Genomic DNA, 20,050 nt, shown 5'->3' on the forward strand with positions numbered 1-20,050 from the left:
TCGTAAATTGAGATGTTTCTTGCGTTTTCGACGAGTTCGTGAAGGGCTGCCGATGGCCTTTCGATTACACCAGCATTGCGCCGATCAGCGTTGCCACGATCCAGAACGGGATCGACACAATGTGAAATGGCGTCCACATGTTTTTCTCGCCGGCGAGCCGCACGGCAATCAAATTAGCCAGCGATCCGATCGCGATGCCAAAGCCGCCGACACTCACGCCGAACGCGAGCGCGCGCCAGTCCTTGGAGAACTCCGCGAGCATGATCGCCGCAGGAACGTTACTGATGCCCTGGGAAAGCACCGCGCCCGCGCCGTATGCTCGCAGCGGCGTGCCAAGGCCAATACGGGCGATCGTATCGTGGACCCACGGCAACGCCGCGGCGCTCCGCAGCACGATGAACATCAGCACGAAGATGAGCAGCAGCAACCAGTCGATTTTCAGCACGACTTGCCGTCGCCACACGATGAACCCGAGCGCCAGTGCGCCCAGGCCCGGTGCGGCGTGATGCGCGTCAGCAAGCGCGACAAAAGCAATGAACGCCAGCGCCGCGACGATACACAGTGTGCGATCAACGCGATGTTCCTCGACGTCGCCGGAAAGATCGAGTGGCTCGGCGCGAAACATCAGCGCTGTCAGCGCGTACAACATCGCCATCAACGCCGCGCAGAGCGGCGCGAGCGCCCAGACGAACGCGCCGAAGGACACGCCGCTCGTTTGCCACAGGAACAGATTCTGAGGATTCCCAAGCGGTGTGAGGATCGATCCGGCGTTGACCGCCAGCGCGATGAAGATCACGAGCCGCTTGATCGGAAGCGGCGCGAGCTTGTGCAGCGACAGCGCGAGCGGTACAACGGCAAACAGCGCGACATCATTGGTGAGGAGCGTCGAGAGTCCCGCCGCCAAACCGATCAGCAGGAAAGCGAGCGCCCGCTCGCTATGAATGCGGTGTACGACCCGATGCGCCATCCACATCAGGAATCCTGACAATTCGACGGCCTTCGTCACCATCAGAAGGCCCGCGAGCGTCAGAACCGTTTGCCAATCGATGAGCGCCGGCAGTGAAGCCCACGGGCGCGGATGCAGAAGTTGCAGACCCAGCAGCGCGACCACGAGGATCGCGAGCACCGGCTCCTTGCTGACGAGCGCCCATATGCGCGCGAGTGCACTCGTCGCGGTGAGTCGCGTTACCTTGGTGCTCGACAAAGCGCTTAGACGCGCGTTGTGTCGACACTGCCGCGCAGGCGGCCAAGAATACCTTCGAGCGAATCGAGGTCACCGAAATCGATGGTCACCTTGCCCCGCCCTCGTCCGCCGAGTTTGATCTTGACGTTCGCCGACAACAGGTCCGACAGTTCTTCCTCCAGCCTGCGCGTGTCACGTCCGCCGTCGTTCGCTGCGCGCGCTTTTGTCGCAGGCACTTCCGTCGTCGTCGACGTGACCAGCTTTTCGGTCTCGCGTACCGACATCCGCTTGTTCACGACCTGGTTGGCCAGTTGAATTTGAGTCGCGGCATCGACTGCGAGCAGCGCGCGCGCGTGTCCCATGTCGAGATCGCCGGCGAGCAGCATGGTCTGGACGGGCGTCGCGAGATTCAAGAGGCGCAGCAGGTTGGACACCGCACTACGCGAGCGTCCCACCGATTCGGCGGCCTGCTCGTGGGTGAAATTGAACTCGTCGAGGAGACGCTGGATGCCCTGTGCTTCTTCTAGCGGGTTCAGATCCTCGCGCTGGATGTTTTCGATCAGTGCCATCGCGGCGGCTGCCTGATCCGGCACGTTTTTCACCAGGACCGGCACTTCATCGAGCCCCGCGATGCGTGCGGCGCGAAAGCGGCGCTCACCCGCGATGATTTCATACTGGTCGGGACCGATCGAGCGCACGAGAATCGGCTGCATCAGTCCCTGCGCACGGATACTCGCGGCAAGTTCCTGAAGGCCGCCTTCGTCCATGCGAGTGCGCGGCTGATACTTGCCCGCCTGCATTTTTGAAAGCGCAAGCACGGTCGGCAGGCCTTCGCTGCGCACGGCTTCCGTGATATCGACGCTCCCGCCCAACAACGCATCGAGCCCGCGGCCCAAGCCCTTCTTCTTCATTACAGCGCTCATCTTGGTTCCTCCGGCAGCCGTCTCGTGCCGCGTCGAATGTGTGTTGGGTTAGAGCGCGCGCACGCGCTCCATCATTTCCGTGCCGAACTGGATATACGCCTGCGCCCCGCGCGACGACTTGTCGAAAACGACACCCGGCAAACCGTAACTCGGCGCTTCCGCAAGGCGCACGTTGCGCGGGATCACCACGTCGAACACTTTGCCGCCGAAGTGTTCCTTCAATTGGTCGGACACTTGTTGTTGCAGCGTGATGCGCGGATCGAACATGACGCGCAGCAGGCCGATCACCTTCAAGTCCCGGTTGAGATTTGCATGGACCTGCTTGATGGTGTTGACGAGATCCGACAGGCCTTCCAGTGCGAAGTATTCGCATTGCATCGGGATGATCACGCCGTCCGCCGAGCACAGACCGTTCAACGTCAGCAACGACAGCGCCGGCGGACAGTCGATCAGCACGAAATCGTAGTCTTCGATGACTTCTGCCAGCGCCCCGCGCAACACATGCTCGCGATTTTCCACGCCGACCAGCTCGACTTCCGCGCCGGCCAACTCACGGTTTGCCGGGAGGACGTCGTAGTCGACGGCTTCCGGGCGCTTGCGCGCGTCGCGCAAGGTGACGCCGTCCACCAGCACTTCATAGATCGTGTGCTCGCACGCCGCCTTGTCGATTCCGCTCCCCATCGTGGCGTTGCCCTGCGGATCCAAATCGATCAGCAGAACCCGCTGATCGAGCGCCGCAAGGCTCGCCGCGAGGTTGACTGCCGTCGTCGTCTTTCCAACGCCGCCCTTCTGATTCGCGACGCAGAAGATTTTTGCCATCGTTTAGTGTCCTCGTTTCTTCGCTGCCAGAAGATCAGCGTTGGTTCAGGCGTGCGTGAAATGCTTCAATACGTTTTGCGGTGCTCATTCGGGTGCGACGGCAATTTCGATCAGGTGCCGTTCGGCGTCGAGCATAGGCACACGCAGGCGTTCAATCCCAAGTACGGTCGCGCCTGCGGGAAGGCGCCCAATCTCGGCGTCTGGGCGAACACCCTTCATCGCGAAGATGCGTCCGTTGTCGGCGACCAGGTGACGCGCAAGTGTAACGAAATCGGAGAGCTCTGCGAACGCGCGCGACACGATTACGTCGAATTTAGCTGGCACCTCGGCACCGGGCCGCAAATTTTCCACGCGCCCCGTAACCACCGTGAGATTCGTCAGGCCAAGTTGCACTTTGGCCTGCGACTGGAAAGCGGTTTTCTTGTGAACGATGTCGTTCAGGGTGACCTGCCAGTCCGGCAGCACGATCGCCATGACGATTCCAGGCAATCCACCGCCCGAGCCGACGTCGAGAGCGGATGATGGGCCCCGCTTCGCCAGCGTGGGAACGATCGAGAGAGAATCGAGAATATGCTGGATCAACATCTGACCTGGATCGCGAATGGCCGTCAGGTTATAGACGGTGTTCCATTTGGCGAGCAATGCCACGTAGTCCAGCAACTTGTTGCAGGCCGCATCGGACAAAGCCAGCCCGAGTTCGGTAGCGCCGCTTCGAAGAAGCGGCGCTAGATCGTCGCGGCCGGACGCGCCGGCGGAGCGGCCCGTCACTGGATCGCCGACGCGTTGCCGCTGCCGGTGTCACTCTTGCTTGCTGCGGCGCGTCGGCCGAGCCCGCGTTTCAGGTGCACCATCAGCAAGGAGATTGCAGCTGGCGTAATTCCGGAAATCCGTGAAGCCTGCCCGATCGTCTCCGGCCGATGCTGCGTCAGCTTTTGCCGTGCCTCGAATGACAGCCCTCTTACCTGCGCGTAGTCGATGCCCTCGGGCAGACGCGTGTTCTCCTGCGACTCGTTTCGCTCTATCTCGCCTGCCTGACGATCAATGTAACCTTGGTATTTGACGCCGATCTCGATTTGCTCTTTGATTTGCGCGAGCATGACCGGGTCTTCTGCAAGCACTGTCTCCGGCCCACAGGCCCCCTGCCGCAGCCCGCATATTCCCTCATATGAAACCCCCGGGCGGCGCAGCAGGTCGGCGAGGCTGTATTCGTGGTCGATCGGCTTGCCGAGCAGCGCTGTGGCCTCATCGGCGGGAAGCGTTTTCGGATTCACCCATGTGGATCGCAGACGCTCTGTTTCACGTGAAACAGCATCTCGCTTACGGCTGAATGCGTCCCAACGAACGTCATCCACCAACCCCAACTCGCGGCCGATCTCGGTCAGGCGCATGTCTGCATTGTCTTCACGGAGCGAAAGCCGATATTCCGCGCGACTCGTGAACATCCGATACGGCTCGGAAACGCCCTGAGTCACCAGATCGTCGACCAGCACGCCAAGGTAGGCTTGGTCTCGGCGCGGCGTCCATGCGTCCTTTCCTTGCACCTGCAACCCTGCGTTAATACCAGCCAACAAGCCCTGCGCGGCCGCTTCTTCGTACCCGGTCGTCCCGTTAATCTGCCCGGCAAAAAACAGACCGCCGATGGCCTTGGTCTCGAGCGACGCCTTCAACGCTCGCGGATCGAAATAATCGTATTCGATCGCATAACCTGGACGGAGGATATGAGCGTGTTCCAGACCGACCATCGATCGCACGAGTTCCAGTTGCACGTCGAACGGCAAGCTCGTCGAGATACCGTTCGGGTAAACCTCATTCGTGGTGAGACCTTCGGGTTCGAGAAAGATCTGGTGCGCGTCCTTCGATGCAAAGCGGTGAATCTTGTCCTCGATTGACGGACAGTAGCGGGGCCCGACGCCTTCGATCACTCCGGTATACATAGGCGACCGATCGAGCCCAGAGCGGATGATCTCGTGTGTTCGAGCGTTCGTATGCGTTACCCAGCAAGGCACCTGCCGCGGATGCTGCTCCACCCGACCCAAAAACGAGAAAACAGGGATTGGATCCAGGTCGCCCGGTTGTTCTTCGAGCTTCGAGTAATCGATCGTCCGCCCGTCGATACGCGGTGGCGTGCCCGTCTTGAGCCGGCCCTGCGGCAATTTCAGTTCTTTCAGACGGCTGGAAAGCGAAACAGCCGCTGGATCGCCGGCCCGGCCACCCGTGTAGTTGTTCAGCCCAACGTGAATTTTTCCGTCAAGGAACGTCCCCGCAGTCAACACCACGGCGCGCGAGCGAAAACGGACGCCAACCTGCGTAACCGCGCCGACAACACGGTCGCCCTCGACGATCAGATCGTCGACCGCCTGCTGAAACAGCCAAAGATTCGGCTGGTTCTCCAGCCGATGCCGGATCGCCTGCTTGTAAAGCAAGCGATCAGCTTGCGCCCGCGTGGCGCGTACAGCCGGCCCTTTCGATGAGTTCAAAATCCGGAATTGAATGCCACCTTCGTCGGTCGCGGCCGCCATGGCGCCGCCCAGCGCATCCACTTCCTTGACGAGATGGCCTTTGCCAATGCCGCCAACCGATGGATTGCAGCTCATCTGACCGAGCGTCTCGATATTGTGCGTAAGGAGCAGCGTCTTGGAGCCCATGCGAGCCGAGGCCAGCGCGGCTTCAGTGCCAGCATGACCGCCGCCAACGACGATCACATCAAATTCTGTCGGAAAAAGCATCGGAATTTCGCGTGCGAACGACGCGAGCCTTGAGAGGAATATCGCAGAATTATATCGCTTAAGCTTTCGGCTCGAATTCAGGCCGAACGGCTAACGATAAAAAAACGGCGTGTTTCACGTGAAACACGCCGTCTTCAACTCCAGCAACGCGAATTTACGCGACCTTCTTCGCCAACCCCAGATACGTTTCGATAACTCGAGGATTGTGGGCCAAATCACTCGCTGCACCTTCCAGAGCGAATTCGCCTGTTTCGAGCACGTATCCGTAGTCGGAAATTTGCAATGCCGCCCTCGCGTTTTGCTCAATCAGCAACGTCGCGACGCCCGTCTCGCGCAATGCGCTAATGATGTGAAATATCTCCTTTACGATCAAGGGAGCGAGGCCAAGGCTGGGCTCGTCCAGCATGAGCAGTTGCGGTTTGCCCATCAGCGCGCGCCCCACCGCCAACATCTGGCGCTCGCCCCCTGACAGAGTGCCCGCCGCTTGCTTCCGGCGTTCCTTCAGACGCGGAAAGAGTTCGAAAACATGTGGCAACTGATCGAGATAGTCTCGCTCGCGCGCCCGCTTCCTCCGATAAGCGCCCAAAACGAGATTGTCCTCCACGGTCATGCTTGCAAAAAGCTCGCGCTTCTCCGGCACAAGACACATTCCACGTGAAACACGTCGCTCAATGGCAAGCGACGAGATATCGTCGCCGAGATATTGAACAATTCCCTTCGAATGACCATTGGAAGGCAACGCACCCATGATCGCGTTGAGCAGCGTGGATTTTCCCGCGCCATTCGGACCAATCACCGACACGATCTGGCCCGCCCCGACGGAGAGCTTGCCCTGATGCAAAGCTTCGACCTTTCCATAACGCACCGACAAATCGCTGACTTGCAAGATCGGTTGTTTCATTTCACTCCACCCCGCCCAAGTACGCTTCAAGAACGGCCGGATTCTTTTGCACATCCTCCGGCAGCCCTTCGGCAATCCACGTGCCAAATTCCATCACGACGAGCCGATCGGTCAGGTTCATCACGAAATCCATGTCGTGTTCAACGAGCAGGATGCTCATGCCTTCCGCCCTAAGCTTGCGAAGCAGCTCGGCGAGTTGCAATTTCTCCTGATAGCGCAAGCCAGCCGCAGGTTCGTCAAGCAATAGCAAAGTCGGATCGCAGCACAGAGCCCGCGCAATCTCCAAAATCCGCTGTTGACCCAGCGCGAGGCTCCCGGCTTCATCGTAGAGATGCTTTTCCAGCCCCACGCGCGCGATCTGCCGGGCCGCTTCCGCCATCAGTCGCGCTTCCTCGGCCGCATTGAGCTTCGCGATGCTCCGCCACACACCCGTTTTGCCGCGCAAATGCGCACCGATGGCGACGTTCTCCAGCACCGTCATGCCCGGTAGCAATTTGACGTGCTGGAAGGTTCGGCCGATGCCGCGCTTCACGATCTCTCGCGAAGTCAGCGAATCGATTCGCTCGCCGTGGAAAGTTATCGAACCGCTCGTCGCCTGGAGCACGCCGGTGACGAGATTGAACGTCGTGGATTTACCTGCGCCGTTCGGCCCGATCAAGCCGATGATCTCCCCCGCTTTCACCTCGAAGCTCACGTCGTTGACTGCGACCAGACCCCCGAACTCCTTGCGCGCCTTATCGACGATCAACAGACGCTCGCCCGCGCCGGGCTTGCTGCGCTGCGGCAACGCCTCGGCATGCTTTGGAACCTGGGCGCGCGGCCCACGTGGAAAGATCCGCGACACGAACGGCCACACGCCTTGTCGGGCGTACTGCAACAGCAAGACCATCAACACGCCGAACACGATGATTTCAAAATTGCCGTTCGCGCCCAAGAGCTTGGGCAGCAGCGTCTGAAGATAATCCTGAAGGACGGTGAGGATCGTGGCGCCAAGCACCGCACCCCAAACATGTGACACTCCGCCGACCACCGCCATGAACAGGAACTCGATACCGTGATTCAAGCCGAACGGCGTCGGGTTCACCGCTCGCTGCAAATGCGCGTAGAGGAAGCCCGAAATAGCCGCGAGAACCGCCGCGTAAACGAAAATCACGACCCGCATCCACGCCGTATTGACGCCCATCGCCTCGGCCATCGTGCCGCCTCCGCGCAGCGCACGAATGGCGCGTCCCGGACGGCTATTAAGCAAGTTCTGAACAGACACCACCGACAACAGCACGATGACCCAGATCAGGTAATAGATGCTACGCCCCGATTCCAGGTGCCAGCCGAACAGGTTCAGCACGGGAATCCCGTTGATGCCGTCGTACTTGCCGAGCATTTCGAGATTGCCGAACAGAAAGAACAGCGAAAGCCCCCAAGCGATCGTCCCGAGCGGCAGGAAGTGCCCGGAGAGCCGCATCGTCACCATGCCGAGCAGCAACGCGACCAACGCCGTGAGCACGATGCCTGCAAGCAACGCGAGCCACGGCGACACCCCGAACTGCGTCGTGAGATAGGCCGTCGTATAGGCGCCGACGCCGACGAATGCCGCCTGCCCGAAGCTCGTCATTCCGCCGATGCCGGTCAGCAGCACCAGACCGATCGCGACGATCGAATACAAGCCGATGTAATTGAGCAGCGTGACCCAGTATTCCGGCACGCGGACAGGCGAAGGCAGAATCGGAAGCGCGAAAACGACCAGCAGGAAAACCCAAAAGAATTTGTTCTGGACCAGGAATTTCATCGCGTCACTCCTCTTCTTCATCCGAATGCGGGCTCGCCAGACTCCGCCACAGCAGCACCGGAATGATCAGCGTGAAGACGATGACCTCCTTATACGCACTCGCCCAGAACGACGAATAGGATTCCAGCAAGCCGACGAGCAGCGAACCTGCGGCGGCGAGCGGATAACTCACGAGACCGCCGACAATGGCACCGACAAAGCCCTTCAAGCCGATCAGGAACCCGGAGTCGTAATAAATCGTTGTAATCGGCGCAACCAGGACGCCGCACAGCGCGCCGAGTCCGGCCGCGAGCGTGAACGCGAGGCGCCCCGCTTGCGTCGTGCCGATGCCGACGAGCCGCGCGCCCAGCCGGTTCACCGATGTCGCCCGCAATGCCTTGCCGGAGATGGAACGGTCGAAATAGACATACAGCGCGACGATCAGCACCGCCGCCGTGCCCACGACCCAAACGCTTTGCCCCGAAATCGATACGGTGCCGAGCGTGAAGTTCGCCTCGGAGAAGGCGGTCGTGCGCGAGCCCTCCGCGCCGAACATCACGAGACCGAGGCCGACCATCGCGAAATGCACCGCCACCGCGACGATCAGCAGCAAGAGCGTGCTCGCCTCCGCGATCGGTTCGTAGGCGAGGCGATACACGAACGGTCCCATCGGCACGACGATGAGCAACGTCAGTGCGATCTGCGCGATCATCGGCAGCGTCTGCATGAAGACGCCCTGGGTGAGCGCGTAGACAGCGATCGGGAACAGCAGATACTTGCCGGCGAGCGCGACGAGCGTACGCGCAACCTGTCGGTATCGCGAAGGATGCCGCACGATGCCGGCCAGTTCGGCAACGAAACAACCGGCGCCCATCGCCATCAGCAAGTAGCACGTCGCGGGAAACTTCTGGGTTTGCAGCGCGGCGAGCGTGAGCGCGCCGTACGCGACAAACTCCCCCTGGGGAATGAAGATGACGCGTGTCACGGAAAATACGAGCACCAGCGCGAGCGCGAGCAACGCGTAGATCGCGCCCGTGGTGATCCCGTCTTGCGCGAGAATCGCCGCAATCGATAAGTCCATACATCCTCTTCGAAATCAGCCGGCTGCGGAATCAGTCCGGCAAAACCATGTTAAAGCGGCGCGCCGGTTTTCCGGGGCGCCGCTTTGCACATCGAATCGCGCCCGTTTCGAGGGCGCGTCGAGAAATGCGTCAGTCGTTCTGCAGCTTCCACTTGCCGTCGACGATCTGCACCATCACGCGCGCACGATTGTCGAAGCCGTTGTGATCGGCGGGGGTCGTGTTCATGATGCCGTGTGCGACTGGCAGGTCCTTCATGTTTTCCAGCGCGGCGCGCAGTGCTTCGCGGAACGCTTCCGTGCCCGGCTGACCCTTCTTCAGCGCCTCGGGAATCGCGCGCTGGAGCATCTGGCCGGCGTCCCACGCATGGCCGCCAAACGTCGACAGCGAACCCGCCCCATACGCCTTCTCATAAGCGTTCTTATAGGCAGCCGACGACTTCTTCACCGGATTGCTGTCCGGCAATTGATCGGTGACGAGAACCGGACCCGCCGGCAGCAGTTCACCTTCGCAATCCTTGCCGCAGACGCGCAGGAAGTCGTTGTTCGCGACGCCGTGCGTCTGGTAGATCTTGCCCTTGTAGCCGCGCTCCCTGAGCACCTTCGCCGGCAGCGCCGACGGCGTGCCCGCCCCCGCGATCAGCACCGCGTCGGGGTCCGCGCCCATCGTCTTCAGCACCTGGCCGGTCACCGACGTGTCGGTGCGGTTATAGCGCTCGTTCGTGACGATCTTCAGTTGGTGCGATCCGGCCGCCGCGCTGAACACCTTGTACCAGCCGTCGCCATACGCATCGGCGAAACCGATGAAGCCGACCGTCTTCACACCGCGCTTTTCCATGTAGCTCGCGATGGCGTCGGCCATCAGCGCATCGTTTTGCGGCGTCTTGAAGACCCATGCCTTCTTCGCGTCCATCGGCGAGATGATCGCCGCCGATGCCGCCATCGAGATCATCGGCGTCTTCGCAGCCGATGCCGCGTCGATCATCGCAAGCGAATTCGGCGTGACTGTCGAGCCGATGATCGCGTCGACGTGATCCTCGTCGATCAGCTTGCGCGTGTTCTGCACGGCGCGGCTCGTGTCGGAGCCATCGTCGAGCACGATATATTCGATCGACTTGCCACCGATTTCCTTGGGCAACAGCGCGATCGTATTTTTCTCGGGAATCCCAAGCGATGCCGCCGGCCCCGTCGCCGACAGCGTGACGCCGATCTTCACCTGCGCGAACGCGGCGCTCGCGCCGCACAGCGCGCTGCCCGCGATCGCGAGCGCGATCCCCGTGCGTACCCATTGTTTTGTGTTTTTCATGACCTGTCTCCGAACGCGAATTGCTGACGCGCACCGGTCGGTGCGCTGCTGCGAGTTGTTGTCGATTTGCCGCTCATGCCGCTGCGTCAATCTATGTAGCGCGTGAACACGTGCCTAGCATCGTTTTCCCTGACCGTGCACGCGCCGTTGCTTGCTCTCTTCTCTCATCATGTCCCGCTTCATGTCCCGCTCAGTGCGGGCTTCTTATATGCAGAAAAAAAGGCGCGTATCGAGCAACGCGCCTTTTTCTCCTGGTTCAGTTCACATAGGTTTCGATGTCAGTTGCTAACGAGCTTCCACTTCCCGCCGACGATCTCGACCATCACGCGTGCGCGCTGATCCAGGCCGGAGTGATCGCTCGCGCTCATGTTGACGATGCCGTGCGAAACGGGAAGATCCTTCGTGCTTTCGATGGCCGCGCGCAATGCTTCGCGAAACGCCGGCGTGCCGGGCTGGCCTTTCTTCAGCGCGATCGGAATCGCACGTTGCAGGATGAGGCCCGCGTCCCACGCGTGGCCGCCGAACGTCGATACCGAGCCCGCACCGTATGCGGCTTCATAGGCCTTCTTATAAGTCAGCGCCGCGCTCTTGACCGGATTCGAATCGGGCAGTTGCTCCGCGACCAGGAGCGGACCGGCCGGCAGGAAAGTCCCGTCGCAATCCTTGCCGCATACGCGCAGGAAGTCGTTATTGGCGACGCCGTGCGTCTGGTAGAACTTGCCCTTGTAGCCGCGCTCCTTCAGCGTCTTCTGCGGCAAGGCGGCCGGCGTGCCCGCACCTGCGATCAGCACCGCGTCGGGATTCTGCGACATCATCTTCAACACCTGTCCCGTCACCGACGCATCGTTGCGCGCGAAGCGCTCGTTCGCGACGACCTTGATCTTCGCGAGGTCGGCGGCCTTGCCGAATTCCTTGAACCAGCTTTCGCCATACGCATCGCTGAAGCCGATGAAGGCCACCGTCTTCACGCCGTGATTGGACATGTGCTGCGCAATGGCGGTCGCCATCAGGATGTCGTTCTGCGGCGTCTTGAAGACCCACGCGCGCTTCGCATCCATCGGTTCGACGATCGTGGCGGCAGCGGCCATCGAGATCATCGGCGTGGTCGTGTCGGCGGCGATATCGATCATCGCGAGCGAATTGGGCACGATGGTCGAGCCGATCAAAGCGTCGACGTGGTCTTCGCTCGTCAGCTTGCGCCCGTTCTTGACGGCTTGCGTGGAATCGGTGGCGTCGTCGAGGACGATGTATTGAACCTTCTGCCCCGCGATTTCCTTCGGCAATAGCGCGATGGTATTTTTCTCGGGAATGCCCAGCGACGCCGCCGGACCCGTCGCGGAAACGGTCACTCCAACTTTCACATCTGCCAAAACCTGATTGCTTGCGAATACCGACGCGCCCGCGACGATTGCCGCCGCGGTCCAGCGCAATGCCAATTTCATGCCTTTTTCTGCCCGTGATTTTGTTCGTCTGATTAACGATGGATTCAGCGCTTTCAATCACCGACCGAATGGTCGGTGATTGGCGAGTGTAGCGGACTTGAGCCACGCATAGCAAGCGTCTTGAAGGGTTTCACGACTCTCGCGATAGCATCGAAAATAGCGGTTAAATCGGACGAAATAATAAGGGAAAACGCGCATGAATCGGCATTGATTCCAGCCGATATTAAAGAAGCGAAAAACTCAAAAACAAATAAAAAAGCGCTGTTGGAATCATCCAACAGCGCTTTCGGTCGGGCACTTAGTGCCTCGTTGTCTCCTCGTTCTCCACCTCAAAAATTCGGTGCAACAGAACTAGGACGCATATTAAATTGCGAAACAGCTCATAACAACCTAGCATTTACCCTAGTGGTGCATAAAAGCACCTTTAGAGGGCGACGGTTTATCGGCGACTTGATAAAACTCCTGCACAAACTGACCGTTGATTCGGATCGCCGAATGTTTTTCTAGCCCTGCAAAGGCCGCACGCGCGCGATCACCTCGCCGACGATGCCGCGCCGGAACGCCAGCACGCACGCGATGAATATCAGCCCCGTCACGATCGTCACCGATTCGCCGAGCGAGTTGAACCAGTCCACGCCCGTGATCCTGGCAACCGCGGTGCCGATATCGCCGAGCCGGTTTTCGAGCGCCACGATGATCGCCGCGCCGAGCAGTGGCCCGAACATCGTGCTCATGCCGCCGACGAGCGTCATCAGCACGACCAGGCCCGACATGGTCCAGTAGGCGTCGCCGAGCGTTTCGAAGCCGAGCACGACGACCTTCAGCGATCCGGCCAGCCCCGCCAGACCCGCCGACAAAACGAACGCCAGCAACTTGAAGCGCGAGGTGTCGTAGCCGAGCGAGATCGCGCGCGGCTCGTTCTCCTTGATCGCGATCAGCACCTGCCCGAACGGCGAGTGCACGATGCGCACGATCAGCGCGAACGCCAGCACCATCACGACGAGCACGACATAGTAGAGCGTGAGGTCCGGGCCGAGATCGATCACGCCGAACAGCTTGCCGCGCGGCACGCCTTGCAGGCCATCCTCGCCATGCGTGAACGGCGCCTGCAGGAACACGAAGTACACCATCTGCGCGAGCGCGAGCGTGACCATCGCGAAGTAGATGCCCTGGCGCCGGATTGCGAACAGACCGACCACGAGCCCGAGCGCCGTCGCGACCGCCGTTCCCGCGATCACACCGACTTCCGGCGTAAAGCCGAGCGTCTGGATCGCATAGCCGGTCGTGTAGCCCGCGCTTGCAAGGAACATCGCGTGACCGAACGAGAGCAGGCCCGTGTATCCGATCAGCAGGTTGAACGCCGCCGCGAACAGCGCGAAGCACAACACCTTCATCATGAATACCGGGTACACACCGGCGAACGGTGCCGCGATCAAGCCGATCAGCAACAGGAAGTAAAGCGCTTTTCTCTGCATCATTTTTCCTTGCCGAAGAGTCCTGCCGGGCGCACCAGCAGCACGAGCGCCATGATGACGAAGACGACCGTCGCGGACGCTTCCGGATAGAACACGCGCGTGAGCCCTTCGATGATGCCGAGCATGAGCCCCGTCAGGATCGAGCCCATGATCGAACCCATGCCGCCGATCACGACCACCGCGAACACGGTGATGATCATCGATTGCCCCATCAGCGGCGACACCTGGATCACGGGCGCCGCGAGCACGCCCGCGAAGGCCGCGAGTGCGACGCCGAAGCCATAGGTGAGCGTGACCATCAGTGGCACGTTGATGCCGAACGCCTCGACCAGTTTCGGGTTTTCCGTCCCCGCGCGCAGATAGGCGCCGAGACGCGTCTTCTCGATCACGAACCAGGTCGCGAAGCAGACGACGAGCGATGCCGCCACCACCCACGCGCGATAGTTCGGCAGGAACATGAAGCCGAGGTTGGTCGCGCCGGAAAGCTGGGCGGGCACGTCGTAGGGCTGGCCCGACGAGCCGTAGATCGAGCGGAACACGCCTTCGATCACGAGCGTGAGGCCGAAGGTCAACAAGAGACCGTAGAGGTGGTCGAGCTTGTAGAGCCAGCGCAGCATCGTGCGTTCGATCACGACGCCGAACAAGCCGACGATCAGCGGCGCCAGGACGAGCATCGCCCAGTACGGCACGTTGAAATACGAGAAGCCCATCCATGCGAGCATCGCGCCCAGCATGAACAACGCGCCGTGCGCGAAATTGATCACGTTGAGCAAGCCGAAGATCACCGCGAGCCCAAGACTGAGGATCGCGTAGAACGAGCCGTTGACCAGCCCGAGCAGCAACTGGCTCATCATCGCGGCGAGCGGAATGCCGAAAATTTCCATCGAATCTGCCGTCAGAGTGATTTTGGCGCAAGGACGCGGCACGCCGCCCTTGCGAGCCGCGTGTCGTCCTGACCTGCTTTTGCACTACCTAACGATGTCTTACTTCCACAGCTTGCAGCGCGACTCCGCCTTCGTTCCGAAGGCCTGGTCGCCCGGAATGGTCGCGGTGATCTTGTAGTAGTCCCACGGCTCCTTCGATTCCGACGGCTTCTTCACTTCCATCAGGTACATGTCGTGGATCATGCTGCCGTCTTCGCGGATGTAGCCCTTCGCGTAGAAGTCGTCGATCTTCGCCTTGTGAAGCTGCGCCATGACCTTGTCGCTGTCGGTCGTGCCCGCTGCCTGGACCGCCTTCAGATAAGTCGTGACGGCCGAGTAATCGGCGGCCTGCAGGCTCGTCGGCATCTTCTTCATCTTGGCGAAGTAGCGCTGCGCCCACTTGCGCGTCGTCTCGTCCTTGTTCCAGTACCAGCTGTCCGTCGCGACGAGGCCCTGCGTCGTTTCGAGTCCGAGGCTGTGGATGTCGGTCAGGAAGATCAGCAGCGCCGCGAGCTTCATCGTCTTCGTGACGCCAAATTCCTTGGCGGCCTTGATCGAGTTGATCGTATCGCCACCCGCGTTCGCGAGGCCGAGCACCTGCGCCTTCGACCCTTGCGCCTGCAACAGGAACGACGAGAAGTCCGATGCCGACAGCGGATGGCGGACCGCGCCGAGCACCTGTCCGCCATTGGCCTTCACCACATCCGACGTGTTCTTTTCCAGCGCCTTGCCGAACGCGTAGTCGGCGGTGAGGAAGTACCACGTCTTGCCGCCCTGCTTCGTCACGGCGGAACCCGTGCCCTTCGCGAGCGCCATCGTGTCGTACGCGTAGTGGACCGTGTACGGCGTGCACTGCTCGTTGGTCAGGTTGTCCGCGCCCGCGCCGATGTTGATGTACGGGATCTTCTTCTCGCCGGCGACCTGGTTGGTCGAGAGCGCGGTCGCCGAATTCGTTCCGCCGATGATCACGTTCACGCCGTCGCGGTCGATCCATTCACGCGCGCGCGATGCTGCGATGTCCGCCTTGTTCTGATGGTCCGCGTAGACGAGTTCGACCGGCTTGCCGTTCACCTTGCCGCCAAAATCGGCGATCGCCATGCGGATCGCTTCCAGGCCGCCCTGCCCGTCGATGTCGGCATACAGGCCCGACAAGTCAGTGACGAAACCGATCTTCACCGTATTGCCGTCGGCGGCGTTCGCGCTGCCGGCGGTCAATGCAACGCCCGCAGCGGCCGCCGCAAAGCAAAATGACGAGAGGCGTGCGAGTGTCTTCTTTTTCATTCCAGTCTCCATGAGTTTATGGTTGTTGCTTATCTGCTGTTGCGCGCGCAAAGCCTCACGCACGCGCATGCCGCATCGCGACGAACGCCGAACGATCACACCCCGAGAAGTTCGTGCAGCACCGGCATCTTCGCTTCGAGTTCCCCTGCGTTGAAATGCTCGACGATATTCCCGTGCTCCATCACATAGAAGCGATCGGCGAGCGGCGCCGCAAAGCGAAAATTCTGTTCCACCATCACGATCGTGTAGCCGCGCGACTTGAGCATCAGGATCATGCGCGCGAGCGTCTGCACGATAACGGGCGCGAGCCCTTCCGAGATTTCATCGAGCAGCAACAGGTTCGCCCCGGTGCGCAGGATGCGCGCGACCGCGAGCATCTGCTGTTCCCCGCCCGAGAGCCGCGTGCCCTGGCTGCTGCGGCGTTCCTTCAGGTTCGGGAACATCGAATAGATCTCGTCGAGCGACATCGCCTCTTTCGCGCTGCCGACGAGCGGCGGCAGCATCAGGTTCTCTTCGCACGAGAGGCTCGAAAAAATACCGCGCTCTTCCGGGCAATAGCCGACACCGCAATGCGCGATCTTGTGCGTCGACATGCCGATGGTCTCGCGTCCGCCGACGCGGATCGATCCGGTGCGCCGGCCGGTCAACCCCATGATCGCGCGCAGCGTGGTCGTGCGCCCGGCGCCGTTGCGTCCGAGCAGCGTGACGACTTCGCCGCGGTTCACCTTGAGATCGACGCCATGCAGGATGTGCGACTCGCCGTACCACGCCTTCAGGCCGCTGATTTCGAGCGCGGGTTCGCTGCCCGTGGTGCCGCGCGCATCGACCGGGCGCCGTTCCTCAACCGTCGTGCTCATGCGTGCGCTCCCGCCAGCGCGGCATCGGCGCTGCCCATGTAGGCTTCCATCACGAGCGGATTCTTCGATACCTCCGCATAGCTTCCTTCGGCCAGCACCTCGCCGCGCTGAAGCACGGTGATGGTGTCGGAGATGCCCGCGATCACGTTCATGTTGTGTTCGACCATCAGGATCGTGCGGCCCACCGATACCTTCTTGATCAGCGCCGTCACGCGATCGACATCTTCGTGGCCCATGCCTTGCGTCGGTTCGTCGAGCAGCATCAGTTCGGGCTCCATCGAAAGCGTCGTGGCGATTTCGAGCGCGCGTTTGCGTCCATACGACAATTCGACCGTCTTCGTATCGGCGAAGTCGGTAAGACCGACTTGCGTGAGCAGATCCATGGCGCGATCGTTGAGCGTATCGAGCGAGCGCTCGCTGCGCCAGAAATGAAACGACGTGCCGAGTTGCCGTTGCAATCCGATGCGCACGTTTTGGAGGACCGTCAGATGTGGAAATACAGCGGAAATCTGAAACGAGCGGATCACGCCGCGCCGCGCGATATGCGCGGGACGTTCACGCGTGATGTCCGTGCCGTTGAAGACGATTTGTCCCGCCGTGGGTTCGAGAAATTTCGTGAGCAGGTTGAAGCAGGTGGTCTTGCCGGCGCCGTTCGGTCCGATCAGCGCATGGATCGAACCGCGGCGCACGCGCAGATTCACGCCATTCACGGCGGTGAAGCCTTTGAATTCCTTGGTGAGGCCACGCGTTTCCAGAATCGTGTCGCCGAGAATCATGTCCCCTTCCATGCGAAATGAGGCGCTAAGCAAGTTGCTCGCCCGCGCATTATTTTGGTTTGGTTCGCGCGAACCCGAGTATGGATGACTTCAGGATCGTCGGTGCTTTCGCTGCGGATTGCGTGCTGCACAAACAATGCACGCGATAAACCGGGTATGCATTGGCTCGATGCCATTGTCGCGCCAATGATGCACCGCAATCATCGGGATTTGCACTTAGTAATCTTGGCGGGTCCGACGTCATAAAGTGTCATGTGATGCAATTTTCACCACGCACCGCGGATGTGCGAACGGCCCCATGTGGGGCCGTTCTTCAACCAGCGCGACAAATGCTGACGCGAACCGGTCAGCGGGCTGACATGCGCGTCATGCAAGCGCCGTCGCGATCACTTCCTGCAGTTCGATATTGCGTCGATCCGCGCGAATCATCTCGCTCGCGCGTTCCGCGATCATCAGCGTCGGCGAGTTGGTGTTGCCCGACGTGATGGTCGGCATGACCGATGCATCGACGATGCGCAGCCCGCGCAGGCCGATGACGCGCAGCCGGCTGTCGACCACGGCGCCGGGATCGTTGTCCGTGCCCATGCGGCACGTGCCGACCGGATGGAAAATCGTCGTGCCGATATTGCCCGCCGCCTGCGCGAGTTCCTCGTCGGTCTGGAATGAGACGCCCGGCAGGATCTCCTGCGGCGCGTAGCGCGCGAGCGCCGGCGCCGCGGCGATGCGACGCGTGAGCCGCATCGCGTTGGCGGCGACCTCACGGTCGCGTTCCGTCGACAGGTAGTTCGGCGCGATCAGCGGCGCCGCGTGCGCATCGGGCGATCCGATATGCACGCTGCCGCGCGAGGTCGGCCGAAGCGGACACACCGATGCCGTGAACGCATTGAACGCGTGCAGCGGATCGCCGAAGCGATCGAGCGACAGCGGCTGCACGTGATATTCGAGGTCGGGACGCGTGATGGATGCATCGTCGGGATTGGACTTCGCGAACGCACCGAGTTGCGAAGGCGCCATCGACATCGGACCGCTGCGCATCAACGCGTATTGCAGCCCGATGAACAGCTTGCCCCACCAGTGTGCGGACAGCGTGTTGAGCGTGCGCACGCCGTTCACCTTGTAGGCCATGCGCAATTGCAGGTGATCCTGCAGGTTTTCGCCGACGCCGCGCAAATCCCGCACGACGTCGATGCCAAGGCGCTGCAGGCGCGCGCCATTGCCGATGCCCGACAGTTCGAGGATTTGCGGCGAGTTCACCGCGCCCGCGCTCAGGATCACTTCGCTGCGCGCCTTCGCGAGGTAGTCGACGTCGCCGCCGCGATATTCCACGCCGACGCACCGCTTGCCTTCGAACACGAGCCGCTGCGTGTGCGCGCCGGTGATGGTCGTGAGATTGGGACGCTTCATCGCGGCACGCAGGAACGCTTTCGATGCGTTCCATCGAATGCCGCTCTTCTGGTTGACGTCGAAATAGCCGACGCCGGCGTTGTCGCCGCGATTGAAATCGTCGGTGGCGCGGATGCCGGTTTGCTGCGCCGCCTGCGAAAACGTTTCGAGGATCTTCCACTTCAGGCGCTGCTTTTCGACACGCCATTCGCCACCCGCGCCGTGCCATTCGTTCGCGCCGCCGTGATGGTCTTCGCTGCGTCTGAAGACCGGCAGCACCGAGTCCCACGACCAGTTCGGGTCGCCGGTGATGTGCGCCCAGTCGTCGTAGTCTTCACGCTGGCCGCGCATGTAGATCATGCCGTTGATCGACGAGCAGCCGCCGAGCACGCGGCCGCGCGGATACGACAGCGCGCGGCCGTTCAGGCCCGGCTCGGCTTGCGTCTTGTAGAGCCAGTCGGTGCGTGGATTGCCGATGCAGTACAGGTATCCGACCGGTACGTGAATCCAGTGGTAGTCGTCCTTGCCGCCGGCTTCGAGCAGCAGCACGGTCACGTCCGGGTCTTCGGTGAGCCGGTTCGCGAGCACACAACCGGCCGTGCCCGCGCCGACAACGATGTAGTCGAATTCGCCTTCGAGCTTTCGCGCGTTCTGTTTCACCGCTGTCTCCTGTGTGTGTGTCGACCAGAGTTAGCGCTTTAGCGCCTTACTCTGGTCCCATGCAGAGCTCGACCAGAGTTGGCGCTTTAGCGTCTTACTCTGGTCCCATGCAGAGCTCGACCAGAGTTGGCGCTTTAGCGTCTTACTCTGGTCCCATGCAGAACTCGATCAGAGTTGGGGCTTTAGCGATACTCTGATCCCATGCTCCGTCATTGCTGACGAGCCACCGTGCGCCGCATGCGTGCAGTTCTACGCCCTTCGCCGTGTGCTCAAGCGAAGGGTTGCCTTCTTTCACTTCGCAACCGGCATCGTGAATTCCGCGCCCTTTGCGATGCTGTCCGGCCAGCGCTGCATCACGCTCTTATAGCGCGTATAGAAGCGAATACCTTCTTCACCGTAGGCATGATGATCGCCGAACAGCGAGCGCTTCCAGCCGCCGAACGAGTGCCACGCCATCGGCACCGGAATCGGCACGTTGATACCGACCATGCCGACCTTGATCTGCCGCGAGAACGCCCGCGCGACGCCACCATCCGATGTAAAGCACGACAC

The 20,050-nt window shown here is 61.2% G+C and carries 18 protein-coding genes; 1 reads left to right on the top strand and 17 read right to left on the bottom strand.

The window, feature by feature from the left end; all coding sequences use genetic code 11:
- Window positions 1–64 precede the first annotated feature (64 nt).
- From AWB68_RS24770 to AWB68_RS24815, 10 genes are all read right to left on the bottom strand, one after another.
- Window positions 65–1,204 (bottom strand): SLC13 family permease, encoded by a 1,140-nt coding sequence (locus tag AWB68_RS24770; protein WP_087646989.1) that lies wholly within the window; start codon window positions 1,202–1,204, stop codon window positions 65–67.
- Window positions 1,205–1,209: 5 nt separating this feature from the next.
- Window positions 1,210–2,106: a ParB/RepB/Spo0J family partition protein gene (locus AWB68_RS24775; protein ID WP_087646990.1), complete on the bottom strand. Its 897-nt coding sequence runs from the start codon at window positions 2,104–2,106 to the stop codon at window positions 1,210–1,212.
- A gap of 48 nt (window positions 2,107–2,154) precedes the next feature.
- Window positions 2,155–2,925, bottom strand: a complete 771-nt coding sequence (locus AWB68_RS24780; RefSeq protein ID WP_087646991.1) for a ParA family protein — start codon at window positions 2,923–2,925, stop codon at window positions 2,155–2,157.
- 84 nt (window positions 2,926–3,009) lie between these two features.
- Window positions 3,010–3,693 (bottom strand): 16S rRNA (guanine(527)-N(7))-methyltransferase RsmG, encoded by a 684-nt coding sequence (rsmG, locus tag AWB68_RS24785; protein ID WP_087646992.1) that lies wholly within the window; start codon window positions 3,691–3,693, stop codon window positions 3,010–3,012.
- Window positions 3,690–5,651 carry a tRNA uridine-5-carboxymethylaminomethyl(34) synthesis enzyme MnmG gene (mnmG, locus tag AWB68_RS24790; RefSeq protein ID WP_087646993.1) on the bottom strand — a complete coding sequence of 654 codons (1,962 nt, stop codon included), beginning with the start codon at window positions 5,649–5,651 and terminating at the stop codon, window positions 3,690–3,692. The genes rsmG and mnmG overlap by 4 nt, the downstream gene beginning before the upstream one ends.
- A gap of 154 nt (window positions 5,652–5,805) precedes the next feature.
- Window positions 5,806–6,552 (bottom strand): ABC transporter ATP-binding protein, encoded by a 747-nt coding sequence (locus AWB68_RS24795; RefSeq protein WP_087646994.1) that lies wholly within the window; start codon window positions 6,550–6,552, stop codon window positions 5,806–5,808.
- Between the two features lies 1 nt (window position 6,553).
- Window positions 6,554–8,338, bottom strand: a complete 1,785-nt coding sequence (locus AWB68_RS24800; RefSeq protein ID WP_087646995.1) for a branched-chain amino acid ABC transporter ATP-binding protein/permease — start codon at window positions 8,336–8,338, stop codon at window positions 6,554–6,556.
- Between the two features lie 4 nt (window positions 8,339–8,342).
- Window positions 8,343–9,398, bottom strand: a complete 1,056-nt coding sequence (locus tag AWB68_RS24805) for a branched-chain amino acid ABC transporter permease (protein WP_087646996.1) — start codon at window positions 9,396–9,398, stop codon at window positions 8,343–8,345.
- Between the two features lie 130 nt (window positions 9,399–9,528).
- Window positions 9,529–10,701: an ABC transporter substrate-binding protein gene (locus tag AWB68_RS24810; protein WP_087646997.1), complete on the bottom strand. Its 1,173-nt coding sequence runs from the start codon at window positions 10,699–10,701 to the stop codon at window positions 9,529–9,531.
- Between the two features lie 278 nt (window positions 10,702–10,979).
- Window positions 10,980–12,143, bottom strand: coding sequence for an ABC transporter substrate-binding protein (locus AWB68_RS24815; protein ID WP_087646998.1), 1,164 nt, complete (start codon window positions 12,141–12,143; stop codon window positions 10,980–10,982).
- A 120-nt stretch (window positions 12,144–12,263) separates the two neighbouring features.
- On the opposite strand from AWB68_RS24815, the gene AWB68_RS46815 reads away from it, so the two are divergent.
- Window positions 12,264–12,650 (top strand): hypothetical protein, encoded by a 387-nt coding sequence (locus AWB68_RS46815; protein ID WP_125483027.1) that lies wholly within the window; start codon window positions 12,264–12,266, stop codon window positions 12,648–12,650.
- Here the strand turns inward: AWB68_RS46815 and AWB68_RS24820 are convergent.
- The 7 genes from AWB68_RS24820 to AWB68_RS24850 form a co-directional block, all read right to left on the bottom strand.
- On the bottom strand, window positions 12,647–13,618 hold the full coding sequence (locus AWB68_RS24820; protein WP_200828786.1) for a branched-chain amino acid ABC transporter permease: 972 nt from the start codon (window positions 13,616–13,618) through the stop codon (window positions 12,647–12,649). The genes AWB68_RS46815 and AWB68_RS24820 overlap by 4 nt on opposite strands.
- Window positions 13,618–14,502 carry a branched-chain amino acid ABC transporter permease gene (locus AWB68_RS24825; protein WP_087647000.1) on the bottom strand — a complete coding sequence of 295 codons (885 nt, stop codon included), beginning with the start codon at window positions 14,500–14,502 and terminating at the stop codon, window positions 13,618–13,620. Before AWB68_RS24825 ends, AWB68_RS24820 begins: the two co-directional genes overlap by 1 nt.
- A 99-nt stretch (window positions 14,503–14,601) precedes the next feature.
- Window positions 14,602–15,822 (bottom strand): ABC transporter substrate-binding protein, encoded by a 1,221-nt coding sequence (locus AWB68_RS24830; RefSeq protein ID WP_087647001.1) that lies wholly within the window; start codon window positions 15,820–15,822, stop codon window positions 14,602–14,604.
- Window positions 15,823–15,917: 95 nt separating this feature from the next.
- Window positions 15,918–16,679 (bottom strand): ABC transporter ATP-binding protein, encoded by a 762-nt coding sequence (locus AWB68_RS24835; protein ID WP_087647002.1) that lies wholly within the window; start codon window positions 16,677–16,679, stop codon window positions 15,918–15,920.
- The gene (locus tag AWB68_RS24840) at window positions 16,676–17,455 is read right to left on the bottom strand and encodes an ABC transporter ATP-binding protein (RefSeq protein WP_087647003.1); all 780 of its coding nucleotides are present in this window, start codon (window positions 17,453–17,455) and stop codon (window positions 16,676–16,678) included. The genes AWB68_RS24835 and AWB68_RS24840 overlap by 4 nt, the downstream gene beginning before the upstream one ends.
- A 366-nt stretch (window positions 17,456–17,821) precedes the next feature.
- Window positions 17,822–19,498, bottom strand: coding sequence for a GMC family oxidoreductase (locus AWB68_RS24845; protein WP_087647004.1), 1,677 nt, complete (start codon window positions 19,496–19,498; stop codon window positions 17,822–17,824).
- Between the two features lie 291 nt (window positions 19,499–19,789).
- Window positions 19,790–20,050, bottom strand: a 261-nt coding sequence (locus AWB68_RS24850) for an aldehyde dehydrogenase family protein (protein ID WP_125483028.1), incomplete at its 5' end; no start/stop codon positions are given.

Origin of the sequence: Caballeronia choica, from assembly GCF_001544535.1 — a bacterium.
In the GTDB taxonomy this organism is placed as follows: domain Bacteria; phylum Pseudomonadota; class Gammaproteobacteria; order Burkholderiales; family Burkholderiaceae; genus Caballeronia; species Caballeronia choica.

Coding starts and splice junctions, on each gene's coding strand:
- AWB68_RS24775 (WP_087646990.1), bottom strand. CDS start 2,106: ATGAGCGCTGTAATGAAGAAGAAGGGCTTGGGCCGCGGGCTCGATGCG.
- AWB68_RS24780 (WP_087646991.1), bottom strand. CDS start 2,925: ATGGCAAAAATCTTCTGCGTCGCGAATCAGAAGGGCGGCGTTGGAAAG.
- mnmG (WP_087646993.1), bottom strand. CDS start 5,651: ATGCTTTTTCCGACAGAATTTGATGTGATCGTCGTTGGCGGCGGTCAT.
- AWB68_RS24795 (WP_087646994.1), bottom strand. CDS start 6,552: ATGAAACAACCGATCTTGCAAGTCAGCGATTTGTCGGTGCGTTATGGA.
- AWB68_RS24800 (WP_087646995.1), bottom strand. CDS start 8,338: ATGAAATTCCTGGTCCAGAACAAATTCTTTTGGGTTTTCCTGCTGGTC.
- AWB68_RS24805 (WP_087646996.1), bottom strand. CDS start 9,398: ATGGACTTATCGATTGCGGCGATTCTCGCGCAAGACGGGATCACCACG.
- AWB68_RS24810 (WP_087646997.1), bottom strand. CDS start 10,701: ATGAAAAACACAAAACAATGGGTACGCACGGGGATCGCGCTCGCGATC.
- AWB68_RS24815 (WP_087646998.1), bottom strand. CDS start 12,143: ATGAAATTGGCATTGCGCTGGACCGCGGCGGCAATCGTCGCGGGCGCG.
- AWB68_RS24820 (WP_200828786.1), bottom strand. CDS start 13,618: ATGCAGAGAAAAGCGCTTTACTTCCTGTTGCTGATCGGCTTGATCGCG.
- AWB68_RS24825 (WP_087647000.1), bottom strand. CDS start 14,502: ATGGAAATTTTCGGCATTCCGCTCGCCGCGATGATGAGCCAGTTGCTG.
- AWB68_RS24830 (WP_087647001.1), bottom strand. CDS start 15,822: ATGAAAAAGAAGACACTCGCACGCCTCTCGTCATTTTGCTTTGCGGCG.
- AWB68_RS24835 (WP_087647002.1), bottom strand. CDS start 16,679: ATGAGCACGACGGTTGAGGAACGGCGCCCGGTCGATGCGCGCGGCACC.
- AWB68_RS24840 (WP_087647003.1), bottom strand. CDS start 17,455: ATGATTCTCGGCGACACGATTCTGGAAACGCGTGGCCTCACCAAGGAA.